Raw genomic sequence first — 15,466 nt, forward strand, 5'->3', positions numbered from 1 at the left:
GGCGGCCCGCAGGCTTTTCCACTTCGACCAATAATAGAGAGCACAATGTCCGCAATTCACGAATTGAAACCCCTGTTCAAGGCCCTGGTGATTTCCCGAACGTTGCGCTCGCGCTCTGTACTGGCGGGGATGGGCATGGCGTGCCTGCTGCCGCTCAGTGCTCAGGTCCAGGCCGAAGACAAAACCTTCAATATCGCGGCACAGTCCCTGCCACAGGCGCTGCAAGCGTTTGGCGAGCAGAGCAACATGCAGGTCATCTACAGCGCCGATGATCTGGCGGGCCTCAAGAGCTTTGCAGTCAAAGGCAACATGACCCCGGAGTCGGCCATCGGCCAGCTCCTGCGCGGCACCGATGTGCGTTTCACCGTGGAAGGCAACACCCTGATGCTGGTGCGCAGTGGCAGCGCCAAAGGTCTGGAACTGGGTGCCACCACGATCAACGCCACCGCGCTGGGCACCACCACCGAAGGCACCAATTCTTATACCACCGGTGCCGTGACCATCGGCAAGGGCCAGCAGAAACTCAAGGACATCCCGCAGTCGGTCAGCGTCCTGACTCGCAAGCGCATGGATGACCAGAACATCAGCAACCTGACCCAGGCCGTCGAAGCCACCACCGGCCTGACCGCGCTGAAGTCGCCAGGCCCGGGTATCTTCATTTACTCCCGTGGTTTCGACATCGAAGCGATCCAGTACGACGGCGTGCCGATCCCGCGCAACGTGTATGCGCTGGGCAGCTACATCACCGAAAACATGGCGATCTACGACCGCATGGAAGTGATCCGTGGCGCGGCCGGTCTGCTGCAAGGCGCGAACAGCCCGGGCGGCGCGATCAACATGGTGCGCAAACGCGGCCAGGCCGAACCGACCGTGACCCTCACCGCCAAGGCGGGCAGCTGGGATCGTTATGGCTCCCAGGCTGACGTCGGTGGCCCGTTGAACGATGCCGGCACCATCCGTGGTCGTGCAGTGGTCAACTATGAAAAAGACCACTCGTTCACCGACTACGCCTGGAACTGGGAACAGACCGTGTACGGCGCCCTGGATTTTGATCTGGACGAAGACACCGTGCTCGGCATCGGTTTCAGCAACAAGAAGAGCCACGGCCGTCCGTATCTGCTGGGCCTGCCGCGCTACGCCGACGCGAGCAACATCAACTTGCCGCGCTCGACCTACACCGGTGCAACCTGGAACCGTTCGATGAACGACCAGACCGCGGTGTACGCCGACCTTGAACACCACTTCAACGACAGCTGGAAAATCAAGGCCTCGGCCATCGCCATGAACGAGTCGAACGAGGCGACCTATCAGTTCGTTGCGGGCGTGGTTCCGGTGGGCGGCAGCACCGGCCCACGTTTCTCCGATTACTCGACTGACTTCGCCAACAAGAACCGTGCGTTCGACATCTACCTCGACGGTCAGTTTGAAGGCTTCGGCTTCAAGCAAGGCCTGACCGTGGGTGCCAACTACTCCAAGTTCACCAGCGATGACAAATACGCTCGCCAGTTCACGCCGGGCGTAGACATTTTCGACATCGATCACAACCGTCCGCAGCAGTCGTTCGACATGATCGCCGACAACGCCAACCTGGCCGTGAGCACTTACGATGTTCGCCAGAAAGGCCTCTACGGCAGTTACAGAATCAACCTGACCGATCCGCTGACCCTGATCCTCGGCGCGCGTACCAGCTGGTATGACTTCTCCTTCGACCAGGACAACTACTTCGCTCGCGAACTGCAGGAAGGCGGCGAGAAAAACTCGATCAAGAGCACCGGCCGTGTAACGCCTTACGTCGGCATGGTGTATGCGCTCAACGAACAGTGGTCGGCCTACGGCAGCGTTGCCGAAGTGTTCATTCCGCAAACCCAGCTGACCAAAGAGAAGACCGCGCTCAAGCCGATCGAAGGCACCAACTACGAGCTGGGTATCAAGGGCGAGCTGATGGATGGCCGCTTCAACACGTCCCTGGCGTTGTTCCGCTACATCCAGAAAAACCGCGCCGTGTCTGACCTGACCACTGACATCGAAGGGCCGGAGGCCTGCAACGGCTGGTACTGCTCGACGGCGTCGGGCAAGGTTCGCAGCCAGGGTCTGGAAGCGGAAATCGCCGGTGAACTGTTCGATGGCATGCAGATTTCCAGCGGCTATACCTACAACACCACCAAGTTCCTCGAAGACTCCGACCTCAAGGGCAAGCGCTTCGCCACCGGTACGCCGATGCACATGTTCCGCCTGTGGGGCGACTACACCCTGCCGGGTGATTTCCACAAGGTCAGCGTCGGTGCCGGTGTGAATGCCCAGAGCAGCACGGTCAGCTTCGACCGCAGCTTCGATCTGCCGGGCTTTGCCATCTGGGGTTCGCGCGTTGCCTACCAGGCTACCGACGAGGTCAACCTGGCCGTCAACCTGAACAACATGTTCGACAAGCGCTACATCATTCCGGCCTTCGCCCAGATCAACAGCAACAGCTACTACGGCGATCCGCGTAACGTGATGTTCAGCGTGACGTACAAACCGCAGTTCTGATCCATCGGTAATACCCGAACCCGGTCTGCCATTGCAGGCCGGGTTTTTTATTGCCCTGAATAAATCGGCGGCGCCTGGTTTCGGCGGCGGATGAACGAAAGGCTCCCCAAAGAAAAGCCCCGTCAATCAAGGGTTGACGGGGCTTTTGGGTCTTGCGCAGAGGGCTCAGCGCACTCGACTGTTACTCAGGAACGTATCGATCAGGGGTTCGAGCACTTCATCCTGGAAGATCATGCTGCGGTGTTCCAGCGGTGACAGCAGCGAGCAGTTCAGTTCGCCCGACTGGCTGTAGCGCTGGATCAACGCCTGGCTGAAAGCCAGTTCCTCTGCGGTTTTTTCCGGGACTGCCCACCAGCAACTCGGTTTGACCCGCAGTGGCTTGAAGGTGAAGGCGTCGAAGGCTTCCACCAGACGCTCATGCACCGAGAACGCCTGGGCGTTCATGACTTCACTCTTGATGTTCTGCACGGTGGCCAGCAAGTCGCCTTGCCCCGGCTCGACCTGACCGGCCGCCCAGTCATAGAAGTCTTTGACGCTGCCATGCGGCGACGTTTGCAGGTAGGCGGTGGTGCGCAGTGCCAGGGTCGGGAACAGCAGGTTGAAGTAGTGCACGGCGTCGAGCACTTCTTCCGAGGTGACGCCGAGCGCTTCGTCGTCCGGTCGCTGGAAGCGTGGCAGGTCGGCAGGGAAGGCCGAAGCCGGCACGGTACCGTCGACCAGCCCCAGAAACGCCACTTCATGACCCTGAGACTCCAGTGTCGCGGCCACGTCCATGGCCAGCGGGCCACCCAGCGACCAGCCCATCAGGTGATAAGGCCCCTGCGGCTGGGTGTCGACGATTTCACGGCTGTAGTCGGCGATCATCTCCGACCAGGTTTGCGCGTCGTTGTGTTGCTGCGAGAAGCCGCGATGCATCACGCCGTAGACTTTCGCCCGGTTGTTCAAGCGTTTGGCCAGCGGCTGATAGCAGAACACGATACCGCCGCTGGGGTGCAGGCAGAACAGTGCCGGTGCGTCGGCCGGTGCGTTGTTGAGTTCGACCACGCATTGCGCGGTTGCGAAATGCTGGCGGGCGACGAAAGCGGAAAGCTCAGCGATGGTCGGGTGGGCCAGCAACTCTTGCAGGCGCACTTCGATATCGAGTTGTGCCTTGAGCTGGGCGATCAACTGGATCGCGAGAATCGAATGGCCGCCCAACTCGAAAAAGTTGTCGGTGATCCCCACGCGCTCGATGTTCAACGATTGCTGCCAAAGACTGGCCAGCGCTTCTTCCAGCGGATTGCCCGGCGCCACGTAGGTTCGTTGCCAGAGGCTGGCATCCGGTTCCGGCAGGGCCTTGCGGTCGAGTTTGCCGTTGGCGTTCAGCGGGAAGCGCTCAAGGAACAACAGGTGCGCAGGCACCATGTAATCAGGCAATTGCGCACGCAGAGCGGCGATCAGGGTGTCGCGCAGCTCCGTCGAATCCGGTGCGATGACGTAGGCCACCAATTGCAGACCGCTCGGGCCGTCGTGGGTGAGCACCGCGCAATCCTGCACCTGCGGCTGATCGAGCAGACGCGCTTCGATCTCGCCCAGTTCGATGCGGAAACCACGGATTTTTACTTGATGGTCAATTCGCCCGACGTATTCGATGCTGCCGTCGTTGCAGTATTTCGCCAGGTCGCCGGTACGGTACAGACGCCCACCCGGAACGCTGTCGAACGGGTCGGGGATGAAGCGCGTGGCGGTCAGGTCGGTGCGGTTCAGGTAACCCCGGGCCAGCCCGGCACGACCGATGTACAGCTCGCCGGTGCAGCCTTTGGCGACCGGGTTGAGGCCTTCATCCAGCAGGTACCAGGACAGGTCGGCAATCGGCACGCCGATGGGGCTGGCGGACTCGATATTCAGGTCGCCCAGCGACAGCGGCCGGTAGGTGACGTGAACCGTGGTTTCGGTGATGCCGTACATGTTGATCAGTTGCGGGGCCTGATCGCCGAAGCGTTCGAACCAGGGGCGCAGGCTTTTCACCTCGATCGCCTCACCGCCGAAAATCACGTAGCGCAGTTGCTGGGTCAACGGCTGGTCGGCTTCGCAGGCGACTTTCATCAGCTGTTTGAACGCCGACGGCGTCTGGTTCAGCACGCTGACTTTTTCCTCGCAGAGCAGCGTGTAGACGTCTTGCGGCGAACGGCTGACGGCGTGGGGCACGATTACCAGGCGACCGCCGTACAGCAGCGCGCCAAAGATCTCCCAGACCGAGAAGTCGAAGGCATAGGAGTGGAACAGGCTCCAGACATCGTTCTGATCGAAGCCGAACCAACCGCTGGTGGCTTCGAACAGGCGCACTACGTTGTGATGCGCGAGCAGGGCGCCCTTGGGTTTGCCGGTCGAGCCGGAGGTGTAGATCACGTACGCCAGATTGTCCGGCTGCACGACCACGTCGGGGTTGTGCTCGGCGGCGTCGCTCAGGTTCGTGGCGTCGTCGAGCAGCACGCAGCGCACGTGGGCCGGCAATGGCAATTGTTCACGCAGATGGGACTGGGTCAGGACCCAGTCGATGCGGCTGTCCTCGATCATGTAAGCCAGACGATCAGCCGGGTAGGCCGGGTCCAGTGGCACATAGGCGCCGCCGGCCTTGAGAATCGCCAGCAGGCCGATCAGCATCTGCGGCGAGCGCTCGGCGGCGATGCCCACCAGCACGTCCGGGCCGACACCGTTGGCGATCAAACGGTGGGCCAGACGGTTGGCCAGGCGGTTGAGCTCGGCGTAACTGACCTGTTGTTCGCCGAAGGTCAGGGCGATGGCGGCGCCATTGCGGGCGACCTGCGCTTCGATCAACTGGTGCAGGCACAGCGACGGGGCGATTCGGGTCTGCTGCGGGTTCCATTCGGCGAGGGTCTGCCGATGCTCTTCGGCATCAAGCAATTGCAACTCGTCCAGGCGCAGGTCGGGGCGGGCGATCAGTTGCAGCAGCAATTGCTGCCAGTGCCGGGCCAAGCGCTCGATGGTGGCGGGGGTGTAGAGGTCGCGGCTGTATTCGAACGTGGCTTGCAGGTTCTGCGGGCTGAAGTCGACGTCCAGCGACAGGTCGAACTTGGCCTGGCTTTCGCCGGCATCGAGAAATTGCAGGTTCAGCCCGCCCCATTCCACGGCCGCCGGCTCGCCGCTGCCCGTGCGCCAGTTGAACAACACCTGGAAAAGCGGATTGAGCGAAGTCGCACTGCCGCGTTGCAGTTGATCGAACAACAACTCCAGCGGGTAATCGGCGTGCTCCAACGTTGCCAGCGAATGCGCGCGCAAGGCGTTCAGGAAGTCCCGCGCCGGTTGCTGGCCGTCGAGCGTCGCCTTGTACACCTGACTGCTGACAAAAAAGCCCACCAGTTCCTGGCTGTCACTGCGGTTGCGGCTGGCGTTGGGCACGCCGACGGTGAATTCGCGCTGCTGGCTGTAGCGGCCGAGCAGCAGTTGCCACGCGCCCATCGCCAGCACGAACGGGGTCAGACCCTCGTGCTGGCAGAAACGGTTGAGGGCTTGCAGCGCTGTGGGCGCAAGGCTCAGGGAATGACGCCCGGCCAGGTGTTGCTGGCCTTCGGCGCGGGCATGATCGACCGGCAGCTCAAGCACCGGCAGTTCTCGACCCAGGTACTGGCGCCAGTAATGGTCGGCGCGCTTGCAGGCCACGCCGTCGAGGTACTCGCTGCGTTGCCACTGCGCGTAGTCGCTGTACTGGATCGGCAACTCGCTCAGGGCCGGGCTGAGGCCGGCGCTGGCCTGCGCATAGGCGCGCGCCAGATCCTGCATGAGGATCGCGTTGGACCAGGCGTCGGACACGATGTGGTGCATGTTCAGCAGCAACAGGTGTTCACGCTCGGCGGTCTTGACCAGGGTGGTGCGGATCAGCGGTGCGCGGCTCAGGTCGAACGGTTGCAGGGCCTGGGTTTGCAGGCGTTGTTCCAGGTGCAGGCGACGGGTGTCCTCATCCAGCGAGGAAAGGTCCTGGCGTTTGAGGTTCAGGCGTGTCTGGCGCTCGACCACCTGGGTCGGCACGCCGTCGATTTCGCGAAAAGCAGTGCGCAGGATGTCGTGGCGATCGATCACCGCGTTGAGCGCGGTTTCCAGCGCCTGCGGATCGAGGTCACCGTCCAGGCGCAGGGCGCGCGGCAAGTTGTAGGCGGCATTCGCCGGTGCCTGTTGCTGCACCAGCCACAGGCGCTGCTGGGCGTACGACAGCGGCGCCCGATCGAGGCGTGCGCGGCGGGTGGCGACCGGGTCTGGCTCGACGGCGTCAGCATCGGCCAACAGCAGCGCCAGCAGGTCATCATCAAGAAGTTCGTTCATGGCTTTCTCTTAACACTCGACAGGGGCGGGCCGGTTCAGCAGACGGCTGCCGGGGCTTTTTCGCTGATGACCTGGCCGCCTTGCATGCGCACCAGTTGGTCGGCGACGTCGAAATAACGGTCGTCGTGGGAGATCACGATGATGGTCTTGCCCAGGTATTTGAGTTCCGGCAGCAGCTCGGTGTAGAAAATCCGCCGGAACACCGGGTCCTGATCCGCTGCCCATTCGTCGAACACCAGCACCGGACGTTCCTCCAGCCAGGCGTTGAGCAGGGCCAGACGCTTGCGCTGGCCGGTGGACAGGTCGGTAGTGCTGAACGCGCCATCGCGAATGCTGACCTTGTGCGAAATTTCCAGGCGTTCGAGGTAGCGGTTGGCGTCCTCGGGCACTTGTTGATCGCCTTGCACCAGTTCGTCGAACAGGTAGTAGTCGGCAAAAATCGTGGTGAACAACTGACGGTAATCGTCACGGTTCTCGGCCACCACGGGCGCACCGTTGAGCAGGATTTCCCCGCCCTTTGGCGCGTACAGCCCCAACAGCAATTTGATCAGGGTGGTTTTGCCGCCGCCGTTCTCGCCGACGATGAACACGATCTCACCCTGACGGATCGACAGGTTGACCGGGCCGAGGGTGAACGGTTTGTTCTCGTCCACGGCGGCGAATGCGTAGTGAACGTCACGCAGTTCCAGATGCTCGACCACCGGTTTGGCGCTGGCGGTGTCGCTCAGCAGCAGGTGGGGTTCCGGGGAGGAAAACTGCTCCGCCAGATCGGCAATGCGTTTGAAGGCGATGTTGGCGCGACTGACCACTGGCAGGGTGGTCACCAGGTATTCCAGCGGGCCTTTCATGTACAGCAGCACCAGCACGAAACCACTGAGCACCGCTTTGTCGGTGCCCAGCCAGAAGGATTGCAGGGCGAGTGCCAGGCCGATCACCACGAAGAACAGCATCGAGCCAAACGTCTTGGCGACCACGAAGGTGTTGATCGACCGGATGTGGGTGTTGCAGATGTAATCGGCGGTGCCTTCGATGCGCTGGCTGAACATGCGCTGACGGCGTGGGCGATGGATGCGCAGTTCCTTGGCGCCGGCCGCGATGGCGCTGTAGTGCTTTTGCAGTTCGTCTTCGGCTTCACGGGCGGCTTCGAAACCTTTGATGCCTTTGGCCCGGGCGACGTACTGCACGACGGTGCCGATGATGATCGCCACCAGCAGCAGCGCGAACATCGGCACCGAGAGGTAGGCCAGGTAACCCAGGCAACCGAGGGTGACGGTGAAGGCGATGGCCAGCGGCGCGAAGGAAAACGCGAAGTCGCTGACGGTGTCGACGTCGTGGGTCAGCACCGGGATCAGGCGATGGCTACGGAAGCGTTCGATCTGTTCGATCGGCGCCAGCAGGACTTTTTCGCCAAGGGATTTTCGCAGTCCGGCAATGATGTGCTGGCCGACATGGTTGGTGCCGATGTCGGACAGGATCGAGCTCAACAGTGCCAGTGCACAGAGCCCGGCGAAACTGGCGAGCACGCCCAGCGACGGGCTGCCGTTGGCGTTCAGGGCGTCATTGATGGTCGCCAGCAACGCCGTGACGCTGAGGCCGCCGACCATGCCGAGCATGATCGAGATCATGACCACCAGCCAATAGGGCTTGAGCAGACTGAGAACTTCGCTGATGGCGCCACGGGATTTAGTGGTCATGGGGGGATTCCGCTTTAGGAGGCCGCTGGGGGCGATGATTCGAGAAAAACCGGGAGGGCGTCGACCCGATGGTCGACGCCGGGGTGGATCAGAGGTCGCGGGCTACACGAAAGCCCAGCCAGTCGCCCCGCACTTTGGGGTAGACCGCGTTGCGGTTGCCGGAGCGCGAGAACACCGGCGCTTCGCCCCAGTCATTGCCGCGGATGCGCTGGATGGTGCAGTCGCCGCTCCGCCACGCGCTGCCGTCACTTGGGGCACCGACGTAGTTTTCGTTGTAGCAGTCGGCCGTCCATTCGTAGACGTTGCCGTGCATGTCATAGACGCCGAAGGCGTTGGCCGGAAAGCTGCCGGCCGGTGCGGTGAAGTTGTAGCCATCGGCCGCGCCGTAGGTGTTGGCGTGTTTGGCGATGCTGTATTCCTTGCCCTCATCGAACGGGAACGGGAAGGGTCCGGTGCTGCCGGCACGCGCGGCGTATTCGCGCAGAGACTCACTGACCAGACGGTATTGTTTGCCGGTCTTTTTCGAGAGCCACGCCACGTACGCGTTGACCTCGGCGAAGTCCATGCACACGGCCGGATGCCTGTCGGTGTACTGCTTGCGCGGGTCGCTGCCCGCATAATCCGGAATCCCGGCCTTGCACGCGCGGCCCTCGCGATCATCACCGTCGGGCATCTGATAACCGGTGTCCTTGAGGTAGGCGTCCCACTGGCCCCGAAGGACCTGGAAGCGGCTGATGGCCAGCGGTTTGGCGAACGTCACCGGGTGCATCGGGCCTTCGTCCGGTTCGCGGCCGACTTCGTCTTCCGGGGTGCCCATGGTGAACGTACCGGTGGGCAGCACGACCATTTCCGGGCAGTCCTTGCAGTCTTTGAACATCTTGCCCGGCTGCAGCGGTTCAGCCGCCTGCGCCAGCCCCGGCAACAGGCTGGCGAGCAGGGCGGCCAGGGTCAGCGCGGGGAGCGACTTGATGGAAAAACTACGTAGCTCACTGTTCATCATTTCTCTCGATAACAGGTTTAAAGGAGTTCGCGGTGCTCAGATCTGGCTGACGAGCACGGTCATGAAGCGGTCGATTTCTTGTTCGTTGTTCAGCAGGCCCGGCGCGCTGCGAATGACCGGGCCGACGTCGCGGTCGACGGCATCGGCGATCACCTTGTTCTGCATCAGGTAGGCGGCGATCTTGTCGCAGTCCTTGCCCTTGACCCGGAAGAAGGTGAAGCCGGCGGACAGTTCGGGGCTCAGTGGCGTGACCAGTTCGATCTGCGGGTGTTCCTGCAGGCGTTTTTTCAGGTAGCTGTTCAAGGCGTGAATGCGCGCCTGGACCTCGGCCTTGCCCAATTGCAGGTGCAATTTGAACGCTTCGTTCAAGGCCCAGCGGTGCTCGAAGGCGTGGTAGCCGCCGGGGGTCATGGTGGTGGAAAACGCGGTGGCTTCGGAGAAGGTCGGAATGATCGGCGTGACGTACCTGACCTGATCGAAACGGCTGCAGACGATGCCGGTCCCGCGCGGGCCGAACATCCATTTGTGCGTACCGGCGATAAAGAAGTCGCAGTTCATCGCCGGGAAACTCAGATCGTCGACGCCGAAGCCGTGCACGCCGTCCACCAGATAAATGATCCGGTTATCGTCCGAACGGCCCTTGTTGTGCTTGTCGACCAGTGCGCCGATTTCAGCGATCGGCAGTTTCACGCCGCTGCCCGAATGCACCCAGCACATGCCCAGCACGCGGGTTTCGGGGCGGATGTTGCTGTCGATGGCCGCGAGGATTTCGGCCTTGGTCGCCGTGTGCGGATCCTTGAACAGACGGATCTTGCGCACCTTGGTGCCTTCACGCTGCGTGCGCAGCGCGAGGATGGTGTGGGTGGCGTAGTGTTCGTGCTGAGTGGTGAGGATTTCCTGATCGGTACGCACATGGGCGCCGCCGTAAATCATCGCCAGGCCCTCGGTGGTGCTGCCGGTCAGGGCGATCTGTCTGGCGTCGGCTTGCAGATAGCGTCCGGCCCAGACCCGCACCTCTTCTTCGCGCTGCTCGATCACGCCCAGGTCCCAGTCCATCGCCAGTCCCGGATTCTTGTCGAGGGCGGCGCGGTGCTGGGCGATGGCGTCACGCACCGGTTTGGGGTGCGAGGTGATCAGGAAGTTGGAGAAGTGCAGGCAGTCCGGGTCCTGCTCGAACAGCGTGCGCAACTGCGCCCATTTGTCCTGTGCCGGCGCTGCTGGCGCAACGTTTGCGGTGCTGGCGGGGCCGGCGCCCTGGACGATGCCCGAGGCCAGCGGCAGGCCGGCGGCGAGAATCCCCGCCTGCTTGAGAAACGTACGACGATCACTCATGGCTTGATCTTGTCCTGCTGTGAAATCAGCGCAGGTCGGGCGGCTTTCTGCACCTGATCCCAGACCCGCAGGAAGTTGCCCCCCCAGAGCTTGGCGATGTCGGCTTCGGAGTAGCCGCGCGAAATCAGTTCGGCGGTGACGTTGGGGATGTCGCCGACGTTCTCCCAGCCTTTGACGCCGCCGCCTTCGTTGAAGTCGGAGCTGATGCCGACATGGTCGATGCCGATCTTGCGCACGGTGTAATCGATGGCGTCGCCGTAGTCCTTGAGCGTGGCTTTGGGTTCTTCATCGAGGATCGCGTAGAGGCGGCTGGCGTACTGGCCGAACTTGGCCTCGGGCCACGCGGCGATGATCGGGTCGCCCGGCATCAGCGCCATCGCGAGGTTGGGCAGTGGCGGCAGGTCAAAGCTCTTGCGCAGTTCGTTGAGTTTGTCCTGGGTGGTCTGGGTCAGCGGGCGCAGATACTGCGAGAAACCCACCACCTGCACCACGCCGCCGCTGTTCTTGATCAGTTGCAGTTCTTTGTCGCTGAGGTTGCGGGGGATGTCGACCATCGCCCGAGGCGCCGAGTGCGAGGCCACCATTGGTGTACGGCTCAGTTGTGCGACTTGCTCCAGGGCTTTGGTCGACATCTGCGACACGTCGATGATCACGCCCAGGTCATTGAGGCGCTTGACCGCTTGCTTGCCGATGTCGGAGAGGCCGTCGAGTGCATCCGGCGAATCATTGAAGAACGGCAGTGGTCGGGACGAGTCGGCCCAGTCGTTGTTGCCGATGTAGCTGAAGCCGAACATGCGCATGCCGCGCGCGGTCCACAGGTCCAGCAGGTTCAGGTCGTGGCCCAGCGGGTAGGCGTTGAGCATGCTGATGAAAATCGCGAACTTGCCTTCGCCGTGCAGGCGCCGGAAATCATCGGGCGTGTAGGCGATCCCGACCTGATTGGGGAAGTCGCGGACCATGCCGGAGATGATCTTGTAGCGGATCTCCTGCTGGTTGCGCGCCTCTTCAACGAAACCCGCCGTCGGCTTGTGCGGCGCATTGGCGCCGTTCCACAGCTCTGGCCAGCCGAAAATCGTCAGCGCCGCACCGGACAGTTGCCCGCGATTGGCCTTGATCAGGTCGAACTGCCCCGGGCCGTCCTTGTCGGCTTCATTGCCGTGGGTGCCGAAGTCCTGGAGGACGGTGATGTGGCTGTCGAACGACAGCAGGTGCTGGTGCATCTCGCGGGCCTGGTCCATCACCTTGGCCGGATAGCCGGGGTTGTCGTTGAGCCAGTAATCCCAGGCTGCGAAGCCTGCTGCGGCACTGATCGCCAGGGCCAGTGGCAGGCCAATGAAAAGAGCCTTTTTCGAACGTGGTTTTGTCATTGCCATCTCAGTCAGGTTCGCCGTCGAGGTGCTGGCGCAGGGGCCATTGCTATCTGGAAAGAACGAGTGATTGGCAACGAAATTTAGTCGCATCGCCCCGTGGCGAGGACGCCCTTAAATTTGTCGGGGCAGCGTACGTTCTAGCTTGGATAAGGCCTGCTTCATGGCTGACACAGGTAGGGCAATGAAGATTTCTCGACGATGGTTCATGGCAGGCCTGGCGCTGACCGGCGCTGCGGTGCCTGCGGCTTATTTTGGTCATCGTGAATGGACCAGACCGGACCCCACGATCACCCCCGGCGAGGCGTCGTTCGACGTGGCCGACATGGCCGGTCAGCGTCTGGCGAACAAATTGCGCGGGGTCTGGGACATCCGTTTCGAGGGCCGCGACGCCGGCGTCGAAGGGCTGCCGGCAAGCGGTCTGCAAGTGTTCCTCGACATCGGCCAGAAGGGGCGCGGTGTCTGCGGTTTTCTGGATACGCCCGAGCGTCTGCGCTCTGGCGAAACACCGCGTTACCGAATAATCGGAGATCTGGCCGAGGGCGACGCGGCGAAGCTGAGCTGGCGGCTGATCAGTGCCAACGGTCATATCGACTACGAACTGCAAATGATCCTCGACGAAGTCTGGGCCGATTTCGGCAACGCCGGCAGCGGCAGCCTCAGCGGTCGGGTGTCGCGTCTGGATCGGCCGTTGGCGCTGCCGATGCAGGACAACCGCTTCATTGCTGTCAAACATCTGTTCCCCGAAGCCCGGCAGCGCACGCCGCTGAATCCGACGCTGCTGGCGTGGCTGATCTCTCCCGAGCATCGGTTGTTTCACCAGGTCTGGCATGCGACGCGGGACAAGTGGCACACCCTGGCCGAAGACAAGCGCAACGCGTTGCGCGGTCTCGGCTGGCAGCCCGGCCCGCGCGACAACGAGCGCGATGCCCGTGGCGACCGCAAGGATCGCAACGGTTCGGGCGTCGACTTTTTCTTCATGCACCGGCACATGCTGGGCACAGCGCGTTCGATGCAGGATCTGCCGTCGTGGGAGTATTTCCCGCTGCCGCAGCCCGAACTGATCCGCGACCGCATCGGTTTCGCCCGCTACTTCGACAACCACGACGGCACGGCACTGCCGCCGACGTGGCTGGCCGATGGCGACAATGAGTACAGCCAATGGGTCAGCGACCTGAAAACCGCCGAGACCTATGAAAGCAACTTTCAGGTCTGGGAGTCGCAGTACCGCGATCCGGCCTATCTGGCCAAGCTCACGTTGGGCCAGTTCGGTTCAGAAGTGGAGCTGGGGCTGCACGACTGGCTGCACATGCGCTGGGCCTCGGTGCCGCGCGATCCGTCCAACGGTCAGCCGGTGCCGTTTGCCCGGGATCCGGCGGATTTCGCCGCACGCTGGTTTGCGGCGGAAAACGACTTCCTCGGCGATCCGTTTTCATCCCATGTCAACCCGGTGTTCTGGCATTTCCACGGCTGGATCGATGACCGCATCGAGGACTGGTTCCGCGCTCACGAGCGTTTCCATCCGGGCGAAGTCACCCGGCAAGTGGTCAACGGTGTGCAGTGGTTTGCGCCGGGGCGCTGGAACGAGGTCGCGGATCCGTGGCTGGGGCCGACCACCCACGGTTGCAGCACCACGCCGGGTTTGCAGGTGGGCAAGTCAGTGGAGATGGACCCCGAGACCATGAAGCTGGCGCTGCGCATCACCTTCATCGGCGACGAGAAGAAACTCGCCGCGCTGTTCCGCCGCGTGCCGCAACGGCCGTGGTATGCGCGTCATTTGAAAGCCAAGGTTTGAAGCAAAAGATCGCAGCTTGCGATCTTTTGTTTTTCAGCGCGTCTCCCAACCCCCACCCAACGCTTTGTACAACGCAATGCTCGCCTGCATCCGCGCCAGTCGCAGTTGCACGTTGAGATCCTGCGCGGCGTACAGCGTGCGCTGGGTTTCCAGCACGGTCAGCAGGTCTTCGGCGCCGGCCTGGTAGCGGCTTTGGGAAAGGTTGAACGCAGTCTGTGCCTGGTTCAGTTCTTCGGTCTGCCATTGCCGCTGCTGATCCAGACCCTGAATGCTGTTCAGGGCTTTTTCCACGTCGGCAAAGCCATTGATGATCGCGCCGCGATAGGTTTCCAGCAGTTCTTCCTGGCGGGCGGTTGCCTTGTCGCGTTCTGCGGACAGACGACCGTTATTGAAGATCGGCGCGATCAACCCGGCGGTGAAGTTGTAGAACGGGCTGCGCATTACATCGTCGAAGCGGTTGGCGCCGGAACCCAGCTGCGCGCTCAGGGTGATCTTGGGCAGCATGGCGGCGCGGGCGACTTTGACGTCCGCCTGGGCGGCTGCCAGTTGCGCTTCGGCGCGGGCGATGTCCGGGCGGCGGGTCAGCAGGTCGCTGGGCAATCCGGCAGCGATTTGTGGCCATTGCAGTTGATCGAACGATTCGAGGCTCGGTGGCAATTCCTGCACCGGTCGCCCGAGCAGTGCCGCGAGACCGATTCGCGCGTCCTCGGCCTGTTGCTGCACCGTGGGCAGTTGTCGCTGTTGCGCGGCCACCAGACTTTTCTGCTGGGCCAGTTCCAGCGCGGTGGCAGAGCCGGCATTGAAACGGGTCTGCACCAGTTGCAGAACACTCTGCGCGTTGGCCAGGTTCAGTGCGGCAATGCGACTTTGTTCCTGCAATGACAGCGCCTGGGTGTAACGGTTGGCGACGTCGCTGAGCAGGGTCAGTTCCACGGTGGCCTGATCGAACTCACTGGCGCGCAAGCCCTGGCGGGCGCTTTCGCGGGTGGCGGCCTGACCGCCCCAGAAGTCGATTTCATAACTGGCGCTGAGGTTGGCGTCGAAGTAGTCCACAGCCTTGTTGCTGCTGTCGGCATCCAGTTGGCTGTAGCCGTTGCCGCGCAGCAGTTTCTGGCGGTTGGCATTCAGGCCTGCGGTTATTTCCGGCAATTGCGAACCGCCGGCGATCACCGTGCTGGCGCGGGCCTGACGCACGCGGGCAATGGCGGCGGCCAGGTCGTGGCTGCCGCTTTGCGCCTGTCCGATCAACTGGTTCAGGTGCGGGCTGGCGAAATGCGTCCACCATTGCTGGTTGGTCTGCGCCACCGATTGCCCGGTCGGCGACTGCCACGCGGCGGGCGCGGTCACGCCGCTCTCCGGGCGGGGTGCGGGGCTGCCGCAGGCGCTCAGCATCAGGCAAAGGGTCAACAGGCTCAGTTGCGGTTTCATAGATCGA

The 15,466-nt window shown here is 62.6% G+C and carries 8 protein-coding genes; 2 read left to right on the forward strand and 6 right to left on the reverse strand.

The window, feature by feature from the left end:
* Nucleotides 1–45: 45 nt before the first annotated feature.
* Nucleotides 46–2,526, forward strand: a complete 2,481-nt coding sequence (locus tag IF199_RS09590) for a TonB-dependent siderophore receptor (RefSeq protein WP_192560203.1) — start codon at nt 46–48, stop codon at nt 2,524–2,526.
* A 165-nt stretch (nt 2,527–2,691) separates the two neighbouring features.
* Here the strand turns inward: IF199_RS09590 and IF199_RS09595 are convergent, their stop codons facing one another.
* The 5 genes from IF199_RS09595 to pvdM form a co-directional block, all read right to left on the reverse strand.
* A complete protein-coding gene (locus tag IF199_RS09595; RefSeq protein WP_192560204.1) occupies nt 2,692–6,843 on the reverse strand; it encodes an amino acid adenylation domain-containing protein in 4,152 nt (1,383 codons plus the stop codon).
* Nucleotides 6,844–6,878: 35 nt separating this feature from the next.
* Entirely contained in the window at nt 6,879–8,537 is a 1,659-nt protein-coding gene (locus IF199_RS09600) for a cyclic peptide export ABC transporter (protein WP_192560205.1), read from the reverse strand.
* 88 nt (nt 8,538–8,625) lie between these two features.
* A complete protein-coding gene (pvdO, locus tag IF199_RS09605; protein WP_192560920.1) occupies nt 8,626–9,534 on the reverse strand; it encodes a dihydropyoverdine dehydrogenase in 909 nt (302 codons plus the stop codon).
* Nucleotides 9,535–9,573: 39 nt separating this feature from the next.
* Nucleotides 9,574–10,869 (reverse strand): pyoverdine-tailoring periplasmic protein PvdN, encoded by a 1,296-nt coding sequence (gene pvdN / locus IF199_RS09610; protein ID WP_192560206.1) that lies wholly within the window; start codon nt 10,867–10,869, stop codon nt 9,574–9,576.
* Complete coding sequence (gene pvdM, locus IF199_RS09615; protein WP_102621958.1) at nt 10,866–12,236, reverse strand: pyoverdine-tailoring dipeptidase-like protein PvdM; 1,371 nt, start codon at nt 12,234–12,236, stop codon at nt 10,866–10,868. The genes pvdN and pvdM overlap by 4 nt, the downstream gene beginning before the upstream one ends.
* A gap of 184 nt (nt 12,237–12,420) precedes the next feature.
* Between pvdM and pvdP the strand changes: the two genes are divergently transcribed.
* Entirely contained in the window at nt 12,421–14,031 is a 1,611-nt protein-coding gene (gene pvdP / locus IF199_RS09620) for a pyoverdine maturation tyrosinase PvdP (protein ID WP_192560207.1), read from the forward strand.
* Nucleotides 14,032–14,064: 33 nt separating this feature from the next.
* Here the strand turns inward: pvdP and IF199_RS09625 are convergent, their stop codons facing one another.
* Nucleotides 14,065–15,459: an efflux transporter outer membrane subunit gene (locus IF199_RS09625; protein WP_192560208.1), complete on the reverse strand. Its 1,395-nt coding sequence runs from the start codon at nt 15,457–15,459 to the stop codon at nt 14,065–14,067.
* Nucleotides 15,460–15,466: the final 7 nt, after the last annotated feature.

Origin of the sequence: Pseudomonas allokribbensis, assembly GCF_014863605.1 — a bacterium.
Classification (GTDB): Bacteria; Pseudomonadota; Gammaproteobacteria; order Pseudomonadales; family Pseudomonadaceae; genus Aquipseudomonas; species Aquipseudomonas allokribbensis.

What these genes read in the sequence shown, in the direction of transcription:
- IF199_RS09625 (WP_192560208.1), bottom strand. Translation starts at nt 15,459, where the DNA reads ATGAAACCGCAACTGAGCCTGTTGACCCTTTGCCTGATGCTGAGCGCC.
- IF199_RS09600 (WP_192560205.1), bottom strand. Translation starts at nt 8,537, where the DNA reads ATGACCACTAAATCCCGTGGCGCCATCAGCGAAGTTCTCAGTCTGCTC.
- pvdP (WP_192560207.1), top strand. Translation starts at nt 12,421, where the DNA reads ATGAAGATTTCTCGACGATGGTTCATGGCAGGCCTGGCGCTGACCGGC.
- pvdM (WP_102621958.1), bottom strand. Translation starts at nt 12,236, where the DNA reads ATGACAAAACCACGTTCGAAAAAGGCTCTTTTCATTGGCCTGCCACTG.
- pvdO (WP_192560920.1), bottom strand. Translation starts at nt 9,534, where the DNA reads ATGAACAGTGAGCTACGTAGTTTTTCCATCAAGTCGCTCCCCGCGCTG.
- IF199_RS09590 (WP_192560203.1), top strand. Translation starts at nt 46, where the DNA reads ATGTCCGCAATTCACGAATTGAAACCCCTGTTCAAGGCCCTGGTGATT.
- IF199_RS09595 (WP_192560204.1), bottom strand. Translation starts at nt 6,843, where the DNA reads ATGAACGAACTTCTTGATGATGACCTGCTGGCGCTGCTGTTGGCCGAT.
- pvdN (WP_192560206.1), bottom strand. Translation starts at nt 10,869, where the DNA reads ATGAGTGATCGTCGTACGTTTCTCAAGCAGGCGGGGATTCTCGCCGCC.